This window comes from Microbulbifer sp. A4B17, from assembly GCF_003076275.1.
In the GTDB taxonomy this organism is placed as follows: Bacteria; Pseudomonadota; Gammaproteobacteria; order Pseudomonadales; family Cellvibrionaceae; genus Microbulbifer.
In genome coordinates, this window is the sequence record NZ_CP029064.1 from 4,394,836 (window position 1) to 4,414,946 (window position 20,111).

At 47.1% G+C, this 20,111-nt stretch carries 16 protein-coding genes; 9 read left to right on the forward strand and 7 right to left on the reverse strand.

Going from position 1 to position 20,111, the window contains the following annotated elements; all coding sequences use genetic code 11:
• Window positions 1-6 precede the first annotated feature (6 nt).
• From BTJ40_RS19305 to BTJ40_RS19315, 3 genes are all read left to right on the forward strand, one after another.
• Window positions 7-1,797, forward strand: a complete 1,791-nt coding sequence (locus tag BTJ40_RS19305) for a copper resistance system multicopper oxidase (protein WP_108734608.1) — start codon at window positions 7-9, stop codon at window positions 1,795-1,797.
• A complete protein-coding gene (locus BTJ40_RS19310) occupies window positions 1,790-2,536 on the forward strand; it encodes a copper resistance protein B (protein WP_238152065.1) in 747 nt (248 codons plus the stop codon). Before BTJ40_RS19305 ends, BTJ40_RS19310 begins: the two co-directional genes overlap by 8 nt.
• A 512-nt stretch (window positions 2,537-3,048) precedes the next feature.
• A complete protein-coding gene (locus tag BTJ40_RS19315; RefSeq protein ID WP_108734610.1) occupies window positions 3,049-4,077 on the forward strand; it encodes a hypothetical protein in 1,029 nt (342 codons plus the stop codon).
• 463 nt (window positions 4,078-4,540) lie between these two features.
• On the opposite strand, the gene BTJ40_RS19320 is transcribed toward BTJ40_RS19315, so the two are convergent.
• The gene (locus BTJ40_RS19320) at window positions 4,541-5,353 is read right to left on the reverse strand and encodes an SDR family oxidoreductase (RefSeq protein WP_108734611.1); all 813 of its coding nucleotides are present in this window, start codon (window positions 5,351-5,353) and stop codon (window positions 4,541-4,543) included.
• A 95-nt stretch (window positions 5,354-5,448) separates the two neighbouring features.
• Window positions 5,449-6,468: an MBL fold metallo-hydrolase gene (locus BTJ40_RS19325; protein ID WP_202862830.1), complete on the reverse strand. Its 1,020-nt coding sequence runs from the start codon at window positions 6,466-6,468 to the stop codon at window positions 5,449-5,451.
• A 173-nt stretch (window positions 6,469-6,641) separates the two neighbouring features.
• Between BTJ40_RS19325 and BTJ40_RS19330 the strand changes: the two genes are divergently transcribed.
• On the forward strand, window positions 6,642-7,253 hold the full coding sequence (locus tag BTJ40_RS19330) for a TetR/AcrR family transcriptional regulator (protein WP_108734613.1): 612 nt from the start codon (window positions 6,642-6,644) through the stop codon (window positions 7,251-7,253).
• A gap of 90 nt (window positions 7,254-7,343) precedes the next feature.
• Here BTJ40_RS19330 and gbpA read toward each other — a convergent pair whose 3' ends face one another.
• The 4 genes from gbpA to BTJ40_RS19350 form a co-directional block, all read right to left on the reverse strand.
• On the reverse strand, window positions 7,344-8,954 hold the full coding sequence (gene gbpA / locus BTJ40_RS19335; protein WP_157954169.1) for an N-acetylglucosamine-binding protein GbpA: 1,611 nt from the start codon (window positions 8,952-8,954) through the stop codon (window positions 7,344-7,346).
• Window positions 8,955-9,739: 785 nt separating this feature from the next.
• Entirely contained in the window at window positions 9,740-10,567 is an 828-nt protein-coding gene (locus BTJ40_RS19340; protein WP_108734615.1) for a DUF417 family protein, read from the reverse strand.
• A 156-nt stretch (window positions 10,568-10,723) separates the two neighbouring features.
• Window positions 10,724-11,092 carry a cupredoxin domain-containing protein gene (locus BTJ40_RS19345; protein ID WP_108734616.1) on the reverse strand — a complete coding sequence of 123 codons (369 nt, stop codon included), beginning with the start codon at window positions 11,090-11,092 and terminating at the stop codon, window positions 10,724-10,726.
• Entirely contained in the window at window positions 11,093-13,336 is a 2,244-nt protein-coding gene (locus BTJ40_RS19350; protein WP_108734617.1) for a heavy metal translocating P-type ATPase, read from the reverse strand.
• Window positions 13,337-13,536: 200 nt separating this feature from the next.
• On the opposite strand from BTJ40_RS19350, the gene BTJ40_RS19360 reads away from it, so the two are divergent.
• The 5 genes from BTJ40_RS19360 to BTJ40_RS19385 all read left to right on the forward strand — a co-directional run bounded on the left by BTJ40_RS19360 (window position 13,537) and on the right by BTJ40_RS19385 (window position 18,231).
• Entirely contained in the window at window positions 13,537-14,844 is a 1,308-nt protein-coding gene (locus tag BTJ40_RS19360; protein ID WP_108734619.1) for a DnaT-like ssDNA-binding domain-containing protein, read from the forward strand.
• Entirely contained in the window at window positions 14,756-15,421 is a 666-nt protein-coding gene (locus BTJ40_RS19365) for a replication protein P (RefSeq protein ID WP_108734620.1), read from the forward strand. Before BTJ40_RS19360 ends, BTJ40_RS19365 begins: the two co-directional genes overlap by 89 nt.
• Before the next feature lie 142 nt (window positions 15,422-15,563).
• A complete protein-coding gene (locus tag BTJ40_RS19370; RefSeq protein ID WP_108734621.1) occupies window positions 15,564-16,274 on the forward strand; it encodes an outer membrane beta-barrel protein in 711 nt (236 codons plus the stop codon).
• Between the two features lie 218 nt (window positions 16,275-16,492).
• On the forward strand, window positions 16,493-17,203 hold the full coding sequence (locus BTJ40_RS19375) for an outer membrane beta-barrel protein (protein WP_108734622.1): 711 nt from the start codon (window positions 16,493-16,495) through the stop codon (window positions 17,201-17,203).
• Between the two features lie 590 nt (window positions 17,204-17,793).
• Window positions 17,794-18,231, forward strand: coding sequence for a VanZ family protein (locus BTJ40_RS19385; RefSeq protein ID WP_192879357.1), 438 nt, complete (start codon window positions 17,794-17,796; stop codon window positions 18,229-18,231).
• Here the strand turns inward: BTJ40_RS19385 and BTJ40_RS19390 are convergent.
• Window positions 18,209-20,089, reverse strand: a complete 1,881-nt coding sequence (locus BTJ40_RS19390) for a phytase (protein WP_108734624.1) — start codon at window positions 20,087-20,089, stop codon at window positions 18,209-18,211. The genes BTJ40_RS19385 and BTJ40_RS19390 overlap by 23 nt on opposite strands.
• Between the last annotated feature and the right edge of the window lie 22 nt (window positions 20,090-20,111).

A 20,111-nucleotide genomic window follows, 5' to 3' on the forward strand; every position in this document is an offset into this window, starting at 1 on the left:
ACGTCGATGACAGAGAGCTTCCGCACCGACGCCGTATCGAGGCGTACTTTCGTCACAGGTCTTGGAGCGGGAGCCCTGCTGCTGGGGTTACCCCACAGTTCGCACCCAAACTCGCCAACAGCATCGACAACAACCCTGCGCGGTAACCACTTTGATCTATCCATCGGTTACCGCCAGGTAAATCTTACCGGGCGCGAACGACAAGCCCTTACCATTAATGGCAGTCTACCGGGCCCCATTTTGCGCTGGCGGGAAGGGGAAACTGTCACCCTGAATGTCCATAACCAATTACCCGACAAATCCTCCCTACACTGGCACGGTGTTAGGGTACCCAGCGATATGGACGGCGAACCGGGGCTGAGCTTTAGCGGCATTCAACCTCGGAAAATATTTCGCTACCGATTCCCAGTACGCCAAAGTGGTACTTATTGGTATCACAGCCAATCCGGATTTCAACAACAGCGGGGGCTAATTGGAGCAATAGTCATTGATCCGATATCTCCAGAACCATTTTCTTACGAGCGGGATTATGTTGTTGTCCTATCCGATTGGAGCGATGAATCTCCCCAAACTATTTATACCCATCTAAAAAAAGACCCGGACTACTACAACCGGCAACAGCGCACGGCTACAGATTTATGGCGTGAAGTGCGTACAAAAGGTGTCGCACGAACCTGGCGGGACCGGCACCAATGGAACTGGAAACAACTTTCTGACCGCAATATCTCCCAGGTCACAGGCGAGACTTACACCTACCTGATTAACGGGCATACACCCGATACCAATTGGACTGCATTATTTAAACCTGGTGAGAGGGTTCGCCTGCGATTAATTAACGCAGCTTCGATGACCTTATTCGACCTGCGTATCCCCGGCCTGAAAATGAAGGTGGTGGCGGCCGATGGACAAAATGTCGAGCCCACTAGCGTCGATGAAATTCGCATTGGCAACGGTGAAACCTATGACGTAATTGTCGAGCCAGAGAGCGAGCTGGCCTACAGTATATTTGCGCAGTCCATGGACCGCAGTGGCTATGCGCGAGGCACTCTGACAAGTGATATACGTCTGAGCGCAGAAATTCCCGCGATGGATCACCGCCCAGTGCTCACTCTGCAAGATCTGGGACTGGCGAGAAAAGCCGAGGAGACAAACACTCACTTTAAAACCGCCCAGACTGCTCACACCGAAAAACATTCCGACTTGCCCGATGCAACTGAGGGGGGATGGTTTTACGGAAACCTTGCCGCCGCAGGACTCGGTAGTAATAGCCCTATCATTCACCAGCCAAGTGAATCCAGCTTCAGGGTGGATCATCGCGCGCTGACGCCAGGAAACGGAATCGCCGACCCCGGTGTAGGACTCAGACACCACAAGCATCGCTATAACCGCCGTGTACTGACATACAGCGATTTGCGCAGCAGTAAACCTACCCAGGATCAACGGGAGCCACAGCGGGAATTACAATTGCACCTGACCGGCAATTATGAGCGCTATCTCTGGTCAATAAATGGTGAAAAATTTCGCGATGCCAGCCCATTCTTATTTCGGCACCAGGAGCGCCTGCGTATTACCCTGGTCAATGACACCACGCTTCCCCAGCCCATGCACTTACACGGTTTTTGGAGTGAGCTGGAAACCGGTGACGGAGAGTATTTACCTCGCAAGCACACGGTGATCGCGCAACCCGGATCAAGCATCAGTTACTTGGTCAGCGCCGACACCTATGGACGCTGGGCTCTACACAGTCAAATGCTTTACCAAAGGCCCGGTATGTATCGGGAGGTGCGCATTGTTTAAGAATGTAGCAGGGATAACAGCAACACTATGGATACTTGCTGCCCAGACCAGCTATGGGCAGGCAGACTCTCAGCATCAACGCCACAGCTACCAGTCCTCTGACGAGGATAACGAAGAAGAACCCATGGCTGAAGTCAGCCTCGACTATGTGGAGCTTCGAGGTGATAACGGCGGAGAAATCGAGGGAGACTTCAGTTATGGCGGAGAGCAAAATAAGTTTGTTGCCGAAGTGGACTATGAGCGAAGCAGTGGGGAAATTGAAAAAAATGAATTATGGGCGCTCTATAGCCGGGCAATTTCGGCAAACTGGAATTTCCTAATTGGAATTCGCCACGATTTTAATCTGGAGACTACCAGCAGGAATTGGGTTGCTGTGGGTATTACTGGAGAGTCTCCCTACAAATTTGAAATGGATGCAGTATTTTTCTATGGAGAACATGGCAGTACTGCATTCCGCCTGGAAGGTGAGTATGAAATAAAGTTGGCACAGGACTGGAACCTAGTCCCACGTATCGAGCTGAACTTTTTTGGACAGAACGATGAGGCCCGAGGTAGCGGCTCCGGCTTATCGGAAGCGGAAGTCGGCCTTCGGCTCATGTATGAAGTCACCAGGAAATTTTCACCCTATATTGGCATCCACTATGAACGGGAAGTGGGCAATGCCGCTGATTTCGCCCGTGAAGAAGGCGAGGATGTGGTCTCGACCGTATGGGTGCTGGGGTTTAGAGCTTGGTTTTGATAAAAAAATTTTTGTATCCGTATCGAATGTACCACACGATATTTACTTCTATCGACTTTACCACTCCATCAATCTGCCATAACATTTAATAACACACAGAAAGTGACTGATATCAATTTTTATAAATAATAAAGCCCAGCAAGGATATCGGTGATATAGTTTATTCATGAACAGTAAAAACTTCAGCTTTTCTTTTATTATTCATATCACGAGCTACCTAAAACTTATAGAGCTATCTTTCTATCACCGTATCAAAAATAAACCAGCTGCAAATACCTGTGGTAAAATCCATTGATTTAGGCACAAATAAAATAAAAGGATTTAGTTCGACGTGAACAAACTAGCAACTACTGGCATACCAGTTAACACTTACGTACCAAACAAGTGGAATAAAGCGCCAGTTTTCAAAGATAATCACCCTTAAATTAACCCTCTAATCGACTCAAATAAAAGTTCCACCCTAAAATAGATATAAATGGAAAACAACTTTAAACTAAAAAAGGATTCTACATGTGAAACAATTTAAACTTTTCTCTATTATTATTTTTTTCCTGACTTCAAGTTCCAGCTTTCTGATAGCAGAAGAGATAGAGCCTACCAAAGCAATGGATTTGAAAGAACCTCCAATGGTGATAATCCACGGGCCCATATCTATCCCGATTCTGGCTGATCCAGGAAACGTTGTTCCTGATCATCTAGAGGCATTTGGATTCTATCAATCAGGGTGGGAAAAAGAAGACATTCCTGATGCGGCAACATTATCAACCTTTGTTAATATAGACTACGGAGATGTTGATACATATTTGGAAGTTGCAAAAAATAGTGGCACCAAAGTTTGGATCTCTCTTAGGTCAGTTTTCTTTAGTGGATACAATGATGGCTACATTAAATATGACAACTATTATGACAATTGGATGGAAGCCAAGGAAAAACTAAAACCCTACGAAGAGATCATCTATGCATTTGACCCTATTGATGAGCCATACCATCGCTCATACATGCCAAACAATGAATTAAAGGAGTATCTAGAAGAAATTGGGCTTTTGCTTAAAGCAGACTTTCCCAACGCACACAGGGCAATAACTTTTACAAAAGATACCGTGGGGGAAATGAAAGATGAATACAAATTTCCAACAAACTGCGACTTCTATCCTTTGTGCTACCCTCCACTACCACCTAGCAACTATGATTTATTTGGTGCAGACTACTACAAGCATATAAATTTTCAGTATGATGTAGTTGAAGATCTTATGTATGCAACACAGGATATGAATGTAAAATACTATATTATACCTCGCGCATTTAAAACCGACAGCCCAAGCTACAGCGTTATGACAGAGGAGCAGTTGATTCTTCGAGCCTGGGATGCTTATGATTATGCTACTAGCAATGAAGACATTATAGCCATATTCCCGTTCGTTTGGCGTGAAGCTGGGAACTCTGTTAATGAACCTTATACTTATTTTGGGGTTAAGACTCTTCCCTTATTAAGAAGTCAATACGAAATAATTGGAAAGGCAGTATCCATGTTTAGAAATTAATAACTTATAAACATGGACCACCTTCTGAAATAGGCTTTTAGGGTTGCCAGTTTTTACAGGCGACCCAATTTATTTTACATCAGATTTTCCTCAACAGGAACCAAGACAACCTCAATATTTTATTTATCAATTTGAGCATCAACTTTAATTAATTGTATCGCGATATACTTTCTTCGAACGGACCAGAAACACCAAAAGATACACTCACTCGCTTTCTACATAAACTCGAACCAGAGAGACGGACAACAACCGCTATTTCCAATTGTTGCTAATTTTAAAGATAGAGGATCCAAATTCAACAGAATAATGACTATGGCTTACAGCCTACTTATACTGAAAAACAAATATAAAATAATAAAAATAGCTACTTTAATCCACAACAGAGCATTCTAATAGAATTTCTGTATGGACAGCCCCAATACAAACAGTTCGGACTGCCCTTAAAGTTTTTTTAAGAGATTACTCAGCGTCCTTCCATTAGCCCTATTTTCTTATTGTTCACTATCTTTTTAAAAATTTTTCCAGACAACTTCAGCAACTTAGAGCGACTTAAGAACCTGGGTAAGATACTAAGTAACATCTTTTGTTTTCCAGAGAGCACATAGCTCCTGTTGGCAAGAAATCCATGCAACCCTACTTTAGCTACATGCTCCGCTGTTTCGTACTGTTTTTCATCAACACTTACTTCATTATTTGCCACTGCTGCAAAGTTTGTCTTAGTTCCACTAGGACATAAACAAGTTACGGTGACACCTGTCTCCTCTAATTCGTTATATAAAGCCTCTGAAAAATTTAAGACATAACTCTTGGATGCAGAATAAACACCTGCATAGGGCACTGGCATTAAGGCTGCACCAGAAGCGACATTTATAATTCCACCAGACCTTTTAATTTTCATACCGCCAAGGTATAGGTAACAAAGTTCTGTGAGAGTATTAATATTGAGCTGCAGCATCCCTTTATAGGTTCTTAAATCAAAGTCCTCAAAACGGCCCCATTTCCCAAATCCAGCATTATTAATAAGAATATCTACATCAAGTTCCTTATCCTTAGTTTGCTGAAATAATTCCTGTGCAGCCCCCTCTACACTTAAGTCCATAGCTATTAGGGCTACTTGGACTTGATACTTCTCTTGAATTTTTTTACTGACTTCTGCCAAGCCCACCTGAGATCTAGCAACCAGAATTAAATTTGCTCCTTTATTTGCACACTCATGCGCAAACGCCTCGCCGATCCCTGAAGAAGCACCTGTGATTAATACGGTTTTTGACTTCATAATACAGCCACTTAAACATTTAGAAATTGGAAAAAGGTTAAGATAATAAAAGGTGTATAACCTTATATTTACCTAATTAAGATTCAAACGATAACTTATCTATTCTTTTCAACTAAAAGCTCCCGCCACCAGGACTGGGTGGGCAATGGATTTCTCAACTTTACAGGTGCGCCTATCACCGGTATTAACAGTTTTACACCCCAGTTTTCCGCAGTAATTTCTGCACGCTCTAATGGTTCATACCAATCGTGTAGAGCAAGATCAAAAGTACTGTTATGAATAGGCAGCATCGCTCGCCCACCGAGATCCAGATGTGCCTGTACGCTCTCTTCGGGCATCATATGAACTGATCTCCAAAGCTTGTTGTAAGCACCCGTTTCCATCAGTGTCAGGTCGAACGGACCAAAACGCTCACCAATTTCACGAAATCCACTAAAGTAGCCGCTGTCACCGCTAAAGAATATACGGCCCTCGCGCCCTTCAATTACCCAGCTGGCCCAAAGTGTTGAGTTTTTATTCGTAAGTCCACGTCCGGAAAAGTGCTGAGCCGGAGTCGCAGTAAAATGCAAACTCCCCAGGGCAAAGGATTCCCACCAGGCCAACTCCTCAATTTTTTCTGCCGGAATTCCCCAGTTACGCAAGTGACTCCCCACCCCGGTAGGAACTACAAACTGCTCTACCTTATCCTTGAGTGCGCGGATACTATTTTTATCCAGGTGATCGTAGTGATCATGGCTGATAACTATCGCTTTAATCGAGGGTAAGTCTCTGATCTCTATGGGCAATGGATGGAAGCGCTTTGGGCCCATCCACTGTACCGGGGATGCCCGCTTACTAAATACCGGATCTGTCAAAACATACTGATCATCCATTCGAATCAGTACCGTGGAATGCCCGAGACGATACACAACACTTTCAGATTCTGGAGCATCCAGCTCTGAGGCGGGAATCTGGCGCAATGGAATCGGTTTCACCGGTGTTGGCGCAGCCCGATCAGCCTTGATGTAGGCGCCAATCATCTCAATCATACCGCCACTACTGACCATGTAGTCAGAATCACTATTGCGGAACTTCTTTGGCTGATTTGTAAAGCTGCCAAAAAGACTTACCGACATAACAATCACTCCTGCCAGAATCAACCAGCGCTTCCTCATTGCATTCACCATGTAAACTATACGGTGCAGTGTACAAACTAACTATAGGAAAGTAAACCGATTAGTGTAAAATTGATTTATCGAGTTATTTGCCGACCAAGGAAGCTATCGGCCCCTATTCAGTAGAGAGTTCTATGACTGAAAAGAAACTGACAAGAAGTGAATTGAAGCGCCAGGCTATTATCGATGCCGCCAAGCAGGCCTTTCAGGAATTAGGGGTTCAAGGCACTAGCATGGACGAGCTAGCAGCCCGCGCCCAGGTGTCAAAACGGACTGTCTACAATCACTTTGCCAGTAAAGAGGCGCTGGTAATGTACTTGATCAGTGAACTCTGGCAACAGGCGACACAGTCTCCCGGTTGTGATTACAATCCAGATGCTGACATGCACACGCAGCTGTGTAACTTACTGAAGTTAGAAGTTAAAACAATTTGTAACCCGCAGTATATTGAACTTAACCGAATGGCCTTCGACTACTTCTTCCATCAACCGGAAGCATTGCGTAAGGAGATGGAAAAATATAAGGCCCATGAAACCGGGGTGCAGCGCTGGATTAAATCTGCTATAGCTGACGGCCGACTAAAGCCTCTCGACATAGAGGTCGCCAGTGGGCAGATTCATAACTTGATTAAAGGCGGTTGCTATTGGCCTCAGTTACTCCAACTTTCCGGCCCACCAAGCCTCATCGAACAAGAGGCACTTGCCGAGCGTACCGCTGCGATGTTTTTAAGTTATTACCATGCTTAAATCACTGCTCTATAAAGGCCATTTTTTACCGGCCAATTTACCTATAAAAAAGGCCCCTAAAGGGGCCTTTTTTATTTCATCGGGACTAAATTACAATCTTTCCCACAATATCTCCCAGTTTCCACCGACACCCGGCTCGAACTGTATTGCACCTCTTTTTACTTCCTTACAGTAATGAGAGTAGGCAGAGTCCTTACACTCGTAGACATTACCGTCACGGCCCAGAACTTTGGTGCCCGCGGCATAGTTTCTATGACCTCTAGGGAAGACATAATCGTAATCCTGATCACCCGAGGACTGGTCATCATCATTGGAGGTATCATCATCTCCGTTCGAAGTGTCGTCATCTCCGTTCGAAGTGTCGTCATCTCCGTTGGAAGTATCGTTATCCTCATTCGAGGAGTCATCGTCACCAGAGCTATCTTCAATCAGATAGAAGTTCAGGGTGTTTTGATCAACCATGTTGCCATCGCGGTCTTTTACCACCACTACAACCATGTGGTGCCCTGCTACAGTCTCTGACAGAGTCAGGCTTGTGCTGGCAGTATCACCATCATCAATATCATTGCTATAGCTTGCGAGAGTATCACCATCATGGTTCACCACTGTAACCTCAACGCTGACATCTCCAGTTGCACTGAGAGCCAAGTCTAGAGAAATAGCACCGCCTGAAATCGTGTATTCATTTTCAAGGCCACTTACCGTTACTTCATAGTTGGGTTCTTCTTCGCTCAACTCATAACCGATCTCGACATTTTCCAGGCCACTGCCATCTTTTAGATAAATTCGGTTGATACCGTACAGAGGTTCAAAACTATTATCACCATCGAAATCACCGGCACGAATATCGGTCTGCTCTGCATTAATCAACTCAGCCAGATCGTGTGACCAGTTTTCAGCAATACCCTGCTCTTCGGAGGCAATTTCCAAAACAGTGCTGTAAGACGAGTTTTCACCTGAGCCATCAAATACGCGGATATACACTTTATCACCCACGTTCAAGTCCTGCGTCGGATTGATGGTGCCCACAGCGCTCCACTCGGTATTAGTGACATTATCGCCATCGAACTCTACATCGATAATATTGTAGAAAGCATTAACCGTATCGCCCACATCCCAAACAGCCAGAATTACATGATAGCCCTCGCGACCCGGCACCTGGCACTCATGAGTTGTATTTACATCTGGCTGTTCATAATTGCCATCTATCTCACAGAATGGGTCGAGATCAAATTGATCGCGAGTCAAGACTGAATTCGGATTCCAATCTTCTTTAGTAATATAGTATTTCCAATCACGAGTTACATGGTTGGCGGTGAAGTACCATTTGAAGGTTTGCCAGCCGGAGCTAATATAATTTTTTACCCAGCGATCAGATGTCTGTTCATTAAGCTCAGACCAGGCACTACTTCCTCCGCTGGCAATTTGTCCATCGGCAGGGCCACTATCTGGAAAGCCTTCAGGCCCCTCAATACTTTGAGGTTCCCACTGAACGGCACCGCAACTCAGGTTCATTTCCCCCGTATCTAATGCGTATTTACATAGGGTTCCTCGTGCAGAAGCAACACCGCCGTCAGCGGCCTCAACATAACCATGGCTGAAAGCGTTGGAACTGGCTCCGGCTAGCGCCACAGCCATTAGTGTCCGATTGACTATTGGCTGTTTAAATACAGATGCTAATTTTTTCTTACGTAGAATCATATCTCTGCCCATTTATTGATTCGCACCCAACTTCCTTCTCAAGCTGAGTACAATCTTTTAATTTTGTAGGATGTTAATCCTGCAGCGCTAGCGACAGAGTTATGGACCGCCACTAATTTTCACGGTTCCTGTTCATTTTATAATTTAGGGCAACACTAAGTGAATTGTCACCATAAGATAAGCATCGAGCTTTCCAAATAAATATTCATCCCGCATATGAACTTTTACCGCCTACCTGAAAACAATCAATTTATCTTTAAAATGGAATCGAGAAAGGGGAGGCAATTTACTTCAAAATAGAAAATTTAACTTCATGTTACAGTTGACGTCAGCCTGGAAAAAGAAAGATAAATAGACCAGGCAACCAGTTCTATAGTTAAAAATGGAAATTAAATTCTCCCCAGCAGCCAACCATAAAACTCAAAACTGAATTTATATTGAGCCTTACCATTAATTGCTGCCGACTAAAGTCAACTACCTCGTTGATATGTAAATAAGGGGGGGGGTATTTTAATAACAGCCGTAAACGGTATACCCTGGAAAATACGTAACCGAGATGAAACGCCAAGGTTTAACATTTTTTTGAATTTAGATATTGACGAGCATAGCTTCAAATTAATACTAAGCTTAATTACCTGAGAAAAAACACCCTACCATTGACGTTCTCTTTATAAAGAGAGTGAGCGTTTTATACTAGAGGATAAATTTTTCCACCTATCCACTATCTCTAATTTATTGAATCTAACGCTCTGGGGCCTCAGAACTACTCTTCAGCCCCATGAGACTTAATATTTTTCCATGGAATTTCTAAAACCAAGAATTAACACCAGGTTTGCGATAAACCATAGATCTTTAATAATAAAAATACCGCTGGAGCTAAGTTGCCAGGGGGCTACCCAGCTACCCGGGTAGGAGTAGAGGAAGGTCTGGGTTGTTATAAATACTGCGGCACAAAGCAATAGTCCCGGCCAAAACAGCTGCCGGATATAAATACCCAAGGCGAGAATAGCCAGAGCAATCAAGTCATATATACCAATAAGATTTGAGGCCATTTGCACGCTAAATACACTGTATAACCAAGACATCAGCGGCGAAGTGCTTACAAGGCCTTCAATCCCCTCAGCCTCAAGCGCTGTGAATTTCATCCCACCGATCCAGAGTAATACCAGGCCGACAGGGAAATAATTGAGCCATATCAGCTTTAGTGGGCTCAACGAATCCCGATACAACCAGGTGACACCCAGGGTTAACAGGGCAAAGTACTTAATTATCCCCTGCCCTGAGCCAATTGCCGGAAAACCGCCCAGGGAGTCGATCCAATGGCCGCTGCCAAGAAGACTCAGTAGGGGCACTAGCGATATTAAAATCAGTAGAATTGCCAGGGGCTTAACAGCCCGCTCAAAACGAAGGGCGAGTGCCCCCAAAATAGCGGCGACTGAAAAAATAATGGCGGTCAGTAACCGTATAGAGGAAAGCACCTCCTCATTAGTGACACCGTAGAATTCAAATACGCGCTTGATACCACCCCATTGGCCGGAAAAAAGCGCCACCGCAATAAGCGCAAAGGCGATGGCCACCAGGGCGAAGGGAAGTTTTCGAAGAAGAAATGACATTTGTTGACGACCTCTTAACAAATTAGAGCTTAGTCACCAGCCTGACCAGAGCCGCCTCTCTCCGTACGGGTGAGAGGCGGCTCTGGGGTATTGGTTAAATCTATGTCGTCTTGGCCCGAGGAATTATTACACCCCCATAGAGGTGCACACTTACTGTCACTCCAGTATCAATGTGCCCCGATACATTTGCATCTGGCAGTTGAACGGGTATTCACCCGGCTCGGCTTTTGGTATTTCCACCAAGGTATCCTGGTTCAGGGCAAGCTGAGCGCTGACTTCCAAGTCTGGAAACAATACCCACTCGGAGCAGGGACTGGGGTCCTCCCGGTGAAAATGCAAAGTCGCTGTGCGACCGGCGGGCAGGCGGATAAGATCCGGTTCGTAAACACCGTCCTTAACCAGAATCTGTAAATTATCCGTGCTCGGCGTCGCCTTACTGGTACTTCGTTTTGGCCCCAACCAAAACCACCAAATAACAGCCAGTATCATCAGCACACCGACAATATTTACGAGAACTTCAGCCATTTAGCGAGCCTCCGATGGTTTAAAGAAGCGCAGGCGGTTGGCATTACTGACCACCGTCAGGGAGGAAAGCGCCATAGCACCACCGGCAACAATGGGGCTCAGTAACATACCCGTAATCGGGTAGAGGACACCGGCGGCGATGGGAATACCCAGAGTGTTATAAATAAATGCGCCAAACAGGTTTTGCTTGATATTGTGCAAAGTGGCCCGGGACAACTCCACGGCATTGGCAACCCCGTGCAGGGAGGAACGCATTAGGGTGACATCGGCGCTCTCAATAGCAACATCGGTACCGGCACCTATCGCAAAGCCCACATCGGCCCGCGCCAGGGCTGGGGCATCGTTAATCCCGTCACCCACCATACCCACTCGCTCGCCTTTTTTTTGCAATTCAGCGACGATCCCCTCTTTATCTTCCGGCAATAGTTCTGCGTGAACTCGATCGATGCCCAGTTGCCGGGCAACCGCTTCGGCACTACCGTGATTGTCCCCGGTAAGCATTTCAATGCGTAAACCCAGTTTGCTCAGCCGCTCGATTGCAGCTTGCGCATCAGCGCGAATCGGATCGGCTACGGCAATAATCCCCCGCAACTTGCCGTCCACGGCGGCGTACATCACCGTGCGCCCCGCCTCGGCCAATTTGGCTGCCCGCTCACTCCAGGCATCCAGAGAAATGGCCTCCTTTTGCATTAACTTGGTATTCCCCAACAGCACGCGACTGCCACCGATATCACCACTCACACCGTGAGCTGTGATGGCTTCAAAGTTGGCTGGAGACTGCAATTCAAGGTTTTTATCGTGAGCTGCCGTCACTATGGCTTCAGCCAAGGGGTGCTCTGAGCCCTGCTCCAGGCTCGCCACTAAACGCAGCAGTTCATCGCTGTCGCCATCACTATCGATATCTGTCAGACGCGGAGAACCCTCGGTGAGAGTCCCGGTTTTATCCACAACCAGGACATCCAGAGTACAGGATTGTTGCAGGGCCTTGCCGTTGCGCACCAGTACACCGTACTCGGCACCTTTGCCGACCCCCACCATAACCGACATGGGAGTCGCCAAACCCAAGGCACAGGGACAGGCGATAATCAGCACCGAAGTCAGTACTACTAACATATGGGCAACCCGAGGATCGGGGCCCAAGTTGAACCAAACCAGTGCGGCCACTAGGGCAATAATCATCACCACTGGAACAAAGATGCCGGAAATCTTGTCCGCCAAGCGCGCGATAGGTACCCGGGAGCTCTGGGCATTCTTTACCATCTCGATAATCTGCGCGAGGCGGGTGTCGGAACCCACTTTATCTGCGCGAAACAACAGGCTGCCATTTTTATTCAGGGTGCCGGCGGCGAGGCTGTCACCCTCCGCCTTTTTCACCGGCACTGGTTCCCCGGTGAGCATGGATTCATCCACCAGGCTGCGCCCTTCAAGGACAGTGCCATCCACCGGAATTTTCTCGCCGGGGCGGACGCGCAGCTGGTCTCCCTGCTGCACCTGCTCGATAGGGAGATCCACCTCTCGGCCGTCTCTCAATACCCGCGCGGATGTATCCTGGAGCTCCAACAGCTTCTCCACTGCGGCACTGGTGCGCCCGCGAGCCCGAATCTCCAGTGCCTGGCCGAGGCTGATCAGGCCAATAATCATGGCACTGGCCTCGAAGTACACATGTCGTGCCGCTTCCGGTAAGAGATGGGGGACCAATACCACGATCATGGAGAAGAGCCAGGCCGTTCCCGTGCCCAGGGCCACCAGCGTATCCATAGTGGCATTGTGGTGACGCAGTGCCTTCCAGGCGCCACTGAAGAAGTTGCCGCCACAGAAGACCAGTACCGCCAGGGTAATCAGTCCCATAACACCCCAGGCCAGCTGCTCCACCGGGGTATTCACCGATACCCTATCGGTGATCAGCCCCCAGGCCATCATTGGCACGCCCACGCCCAGAGCAAATGCCGAGCGCCACAACTGCTGGCGATAGTGCCGCTGTGTCTGCTCCCGCTGTTCCGCGCGCTGCTCTCGTTCACTACTTCGCAGGAGTTCAGCGCCGTAGCCCGCGCTTCGAACGGCTTCGATACAGGATTCAGCCTCTGCCGAGCCGTATACTGACAGGGTTTTATCGGACAGGTTTACCCGGGCATCAGTCACCCCGGCTACGGTCTTAACCGCAGTCTCAATTTTGTTGATACAACCGGCACAATTGACTCCACTCAAACGGAACACCGTTGGCGCAGATTGTTGCTCCTTCGTCATCTTGCTCTCCCGCAACACCAATTACAGCGACAAAGTTACAACCTTACCGCTAGGGGAAGGCAACAGTTGGCAGCGCACCGCCCGCCGAAATTTCGCAGTCAATTCATCCTTCAGCTTAGTGGCTGGCACCAGGTGCGGGAAAAGGCTGAGGATTCGCCAATGATCGCGCATGCGATGCGCCGGAATGTTATTATCGCGCCATGACACATCCCCTGCTTCCCGAAAGACCCCTGAGTATCTCTCCTTCTCTGGCTGCCACTGTCGGCCTGGAGGAAGCTGTGCTGCTCACTGCACTTGGCGACCTGGCTCCATTCCTTCCCCTGGAGCCCTACGGAGGCCGGGATTGGTATACCGCCGAGGGGGAGCAGCTATATCTGCTGCTGCCCTTCTGGCAGGCAGCGGATATCCAGCGGGTAGCCACCAGCTTGCGCAACCAGGGTGCCCTTCTGCTGGGGGCGGCACCATTCGGCAGTAGCGAGATTCTGAAGTTCGCCCTGCCCGGTGAGTACAAGCGCCCGGTGGCAACACCCCCTACCCCATCCAACCGCAATGCCAACACCATTGCCCCCAGTTGGCAGCCGGATAGTGAAACCATGGCGCGTATCGCCCAGTTGGGTATTCCCGAGCACTTTGTAAGGGAGCAACTGCCGGAGTTTGTCACTTACTGGCGCGAGCGCGCCGAGCCCCGCCACTCCTTTGGCTCCCTGTTCCTGCGCCAGGTTAAAAGCAAGTGGGAGGCTTTTCGAGCAACTGCTCAGCGCAAACAGCCACTGCCCAACGGCTGGCAGCCCAGCGATGAGACCCTGCGCAAGCTGGCAGACGAGGGAGTCCCCAGCACTTTTGTCGGTCGCGGCCTACAGCGCTTTCTCGATTACCACCGCTCCAGTGGCAAGCAGTCCATTTCCTGGGATTTGGAATTCAATGACTGGATTATGGAAGACTGGGAAAAGCAGGACACGCCATTTATCGAAAAGCGCAAGCCCACTGCTATGTCCCGCGACTGGCAGCCCAGCGAGCACACCTGGGAGCAGTTGCAGCGCCTGGCCATCAATCCGCGCTTTGCTGCCGAATTGCTGCCGGAATTTATTTATAAATGGACCGAGCGCGGTGGCCACAGTGCCCGCTGGGGTGAACTGTTTATCGAGTATGCGCGGGAAGAGTGGGCCTATTACTGCCAGGGTATTGAGAAAAACCCGGTGGCCAAACCCATCTCCCGCAACTGGCAGCCCAGTGGTGACTGCCTGAGTCATTTGATGAACCAATGCGAGATAGATCGCGACTTTGCTCTATCCCTGGTTCCGGAATTTATTATTTACTGGCGCGGTCAAAATGCCGCACGTAAAAGCTGGGACGCCGTATTTGTGCGTCACGCGCGCCACCAGTGGGCGGAGCGCAACAAACTGGCAATAGGAAACTCTTATGGCAATCCACAAGACTCCCACAACAACACCAACCAGCGCACCCGCGACCGGTCAATCGGCGACATACTCACAGACACAAACTGGTAGTGAACAGGGCCAGGAACTACTGAACGAAAAGAAGCGCGCAATCAATGAAGTATTTGCGCTGTTTAAACTGAATTATCACAATCAGTTCAGCGCAGCGTTTCCAGACACTGAAACCCTTCACCACGCTAAGCGCCTCTGGCTGGAGGCCCTGCTTGCTTTCGCTCCCCAGGATATTATGCAGGGTGCCAAGCGAGCGATCCTGCAAAGTGAGTACCTGCCCACCGTACATAAAATGCTGCAGCTGTGCGCCGCTGGGGAGAATGGTTTACCAGAAGCTCGCGCCGCCTATCGCGAGGCCTGCAATGCCCCCAGCCCCAAAACCAATTACAACTGGAGCCACTTAGCGATCTACCACGCGGGGCGGGAATCCAACTGGTTTTTTCTTGCCAATAACCCCGAGTCTATCGCCTACCCGGTCTTTGCCGAGCACTATCGAAAAATATGTGAACGAGTCCTGGGGGGAGAAAAACTAACCGCTCCAGAGCAATTAAAGCTCGAGGAAAACCCCGGCTCACCACTTTCCAAGGAAGAAAATTCGAAAAGACTCTCGGAGATGCGAGCAAAGCTTGGTATTTAGAAATTAACAGCCAACTGCTTACTCTGACTTTGAATACAGGGCCTGATACCTAAAGGCCCTCACGCCAATGACTTGTTAAGTAAAAGCCCTGATCTAGCTTTACTGTGCTTGAAATAAAAATAAACAAAGCACAGGACAGATCATGAATAATTTTAAGACCACCGTAAAAACAAGTTTGTTTTCCAGCCTTATATTCACTTTCGCTACAAATACCAGCGCTGACTTTGCCAACAGGAAATATATTGGGGCTACCCTCGGTGAAACCTCTTATCCTCAATTTTGCTCATCTGCAAACCCCCGGATAAAATCCCAGATTCCTCAAGGATCTACAGACGGACGCTTTCATTGCAATAGTAGCGGCAGTACGGTTAAGTTTTATGGCGGCTTGCGCTGGAACAGATACCTCGCCCTTGAAATCAGCTATCTAAAACCTTCAGCTGCGCAAAGCAGCTTTTATACCAATAATGAAAATGGAGAGTATGCAAAGGCCGCATACCAGGTTGAAACACATTTATTGACCGCCTTTTTATTGGGGTTTTATCCTATTAACTCCAATATAAATATGTTTGCCAGAGTCGGGGCTGGAGCTTGGAGAGGGAAATTATCAGAGCAACAATCCGCTCAATTTTATATCCCCCAGCAATTATCCAATGGACAATTCACGGCACAACTTCAGACGCTCGATAAAGACAAGTCCCAAAACCACAAAGGCCCTCACTGGGGAGTTGGGGTCGGTATGAATTATGTCTATAGGAGTCACTGGATTTGGAGACTGGAGTGGGAGAAACTGGAGCCCACTGGAGTAGACTTCAATGCAGAAACACTATCACTGGGTTTAGGGCGGCTTTTTTGAATTTTGTTAATTGACACCTATAACTTTATACAAATTAAATAGAGTTCCCGCGAACTATTACTGGGAACTCTACCTTTAGGCGCCGAATCCAGTTAATAGAGTAGATCCTACCTTCGACCATTTTAAGAGACGCTGTTATTTTGGTGGTTGCCTTAATCAAATTTCACTCTAAAATCAGCTTCAGCGGTCCCCCCATATAAGCTAAACAAGGTCAAGCCATGAACCGCTTTAGCCCCCTATTCATTATTTTTCTACTTTCCTTACCTGCCCTTACTTGCGCCGATTTCTACTCACACAAATATGCTGGTATCTCTTTCGGTAACCAGCATGCCAATAACTTGTGTAGCGAAGCAGAAAAGCGAATTCAACAAATTAGCGCCAGCTTAGATCAAGTGGATCTCAGTCGGTGTGATGATAAAAATAACGCCTGGAAACTATTTGCAGGAATTCGATGGACACCTTACCTGGCAATTGAAGCCAGCTATCAAAATTTCAATAAGTACCAGCTGGATACCCATATCTCATATGGGGATGGTGAATATTTAAACTATTTCTCTGATTTTGATAGCCAGCTTTTCAATATATTTTCCCTGGCATATCTTCCCCTGGGAGAGTCATTTAGCTTATTCGGGAAACTTGGCACCGGCATCTGGTACGCGGAAACCAATGAGATTCAGAAGGGTGAAGTGTTTATCCTATACCAGTTTGAAGATGGCAGTTTAATAGAACAGTTAACTCCAGTCAGAGGTGAATTAACCGATAGCAGCAATGGATTCCACTGGGCATATGGTGCTGGTGTTAACTATAGCTACAGGGGCAAATGGAGCCTACGGATAGAGTGGGAACAGTTTTCAAAAATTGGGGGCGATACGTTTCTTGATGAAATAGATAGTGAAGCTATCACCATGGGGTGGAGTATGCATTTTTAATGATAAAATCCTGTTAAATACTGATAGGACTCCTCTGTATAAACAGCCATTAACTAATACATTCCAAAATGAACAAAAAAAGAATAAAATACTGAATGAAAAAGATCTGGAGGAATACCAAGAAGACCATCGAGCGAAAATAGATTATGAAAACACGCTAAAAGAAACCAAAAAAACTCATTCAATTATATACATTACAATAGTTTCTATACTATTAATTTATTCAATCTTCGTTTCGAGAAGCTCTAGGCAGCCAGACAATTTTCAATGGACCATTCTTATAGTGTTTGTGCTGTTAATATTCGGAACAAAAAAACAGCTAGAGCAAGAAAAACTTGAAAACCCACCTATTTGCACCGACTGTAAGAAAAGCATGGAGCCCTATGAGTTTCGATCTAAAAGTAAATCACTAGATATTAATGGTATCGCCTACCTATGTAGGGACTGTAAGTCGAAAATAATTGATACTGAGCCATCACATTCTGGCTAATTCACATAGCCAAATGGCCTATCTTTCCGATCCAATTAGATCTCTATAAAATCAATAGCCAAGCTTCACAAGATTAGACAAAACTGTATCAATAAGTATTATGCCAAGATTTCTCAAGGCTTCAGCCCTACTGTTTTTTCTTTTTATTCTTTGGATTATCTATCTAGCCAATACCGGATCGAGCAGTATATTTTTCGACCTTGTCCGTGCTATGCCCTATGGCGATAAACTAGGCCATATCGCCTTGTTCGGTACTTTTAGCCTTATCCTGATACCTGCCACCCGCGCCACTTATTTTAAGCTCGGCTTTATTAGATTTTACTATGGTGCTATCGCAGTGCTTAGCTTTGCCCTGATTGAAGAGATAAGCCAGGCATTTGTTCGCTCAAGAACTTTTGACTTAATTGATCTGGCCGCCGATATCGTTGGAGTGATACTTGCGAGTTCTCTGGTTTACCTGGTTCAGAGAGCCCGCAATATTAACAATTTAAGCCAGCCTGAAAACCCCGATACCACTAGTGAGACAACAGACGATTGATATCCCTCCAATCAACCAATTTAAAATTCTGGGCTGCGCTGGGCATTCGGTTGCGCCCATCCTGAACAACTAACAAACCTTGCGGATATTCCGCGCCCAAAGCTGAACTGGTAACGGCCAAACCATCGGTTTCCGAACTGCCATCCACACCTAGTTGGGGATTCATACCAACCCGAAAATGGGTAATAAATTCATTCCCACTACGGCTGAATAGTGCATAGCTATCATTACCTTGACTGGATATCACTAGATAGCCCTTGTCCCCATCCTGATAAAGTGCCAATCCCTCTATATCTGCCACCAGCTTTTCACCATCCACTTCTGCCACCAACTCTGGAGCGGCCTCTGATAAGGACTTTAGGTCCAGCCGCCAAATCCCCCGGCCCTCCTCAGCAAAAAACAGGGTTCCGAACTGGTCATCCACAACACAGCCTTCAACCTGTCCATAACCATCAAACTGGATACCCTGCTCAATCTCAAACTCATTGGAGGACTCAGAGACATTGATTTTCAGCTGATACAAGCTGGCCTCCTTGTCAGAAACCCAGGCATAAAACCCACTATCGTCCTGTTGTAGGCATAAGCCATAGGGATCATCAAGTTCTATACCCCGGTATCCCAGGTGCTCCACCTCGCCCAGTGCTCTGATAGCAAATAGATCCAAACCGGGGTTAGTACGATTAGAGGCAACGGCAATCGCATCGATATCGGGGTGAGAGATTTTACGAATATCAACGTTATTGACCCGGCCCACAGGAAAATGCTGTTTTAAGTCGCCTGATAGATGGTAAATATTGAGCCCCTTTTTTTTATCTGTAGCAAAAATCAGGCTGTTTGCTGGCGAATGAGAGTTCACCCAAATAGCGGGATCATCAGCAGCATCCCCATAAGAGTGAACCGGGTCAGTTTGTCCCCTGGCGGCAATAGTGGGAATAATCTCAAGCGGATTATCTGTAACGCTGGTCAGCTTGGCATTTATCGGGAAATAGGTTATTTCACTCTGCTTATCATTTAACACGGCCAACCTATCACCAAAAACTGCTATAGAGGCAGGACTTTCTTCAGGCAATGCCCAAGACTGGTCGGGCCTACCACTTCCTGACAAGTCGAAAACCTGTACTCCCTGTTCCACAGCAATCCAGATTTGGTCCTGCTGATAACTCAGTCGCAAGCTACCAAAATCATCACCGAGCTGTTTGGCCGAGATTAAAAGCTCACGCTCCTCATCTCGCTCTGCATCGGCATTCAATGCCAATATCCCTACAGGCGGCTGTGATACCAGTAATCGCCCCCGACGGTTATCCACGCTACAACTATTAATCTCCTCCCCCAAATATATTGGGCGGATCTCGGTAAAATCCCAGTGCTCATCACTGGGAGAAAGCAGGTACTCAAACCCCAGTCCGTCCTCTCCAATGGCAAACAGGTGATCTCTTCCTGCTTGTAGTGAAAAACAGAGTGCGCTCACAGGCTTGACACTCTCAAGCTTTCCTAAAAGTTGAGGCTGCAAATCATCATTTAGATCAGTAAATAATTGATATAGCTGTAATTGCGCTTCCTGCTCTTCGTAAGCCGCCACCAGGTAGCTACCATCTTCCCTTGGCTGAATGGCAAGTGCCTCTACTCTGCCATCCTTTTGAACTTGTATTTCTGCGGACTCATCTACAAGCACTAGCCCCTTATCTTTACTGGATAGCAACAAGTATTGCTGCTCAGGGAAACTGACCAGCTGAATCTGTTCAGCTATCACCCCCTTTAAAGAGATAATCTTTTGCGAAGATAAGCTTTTACTATCCTTTTCAAGATCACATCCGAGTAATATAAGGCTGGACAAAACACCGACCATTAAAAAACGCATAATAAAACCTGCTTAGGATTTA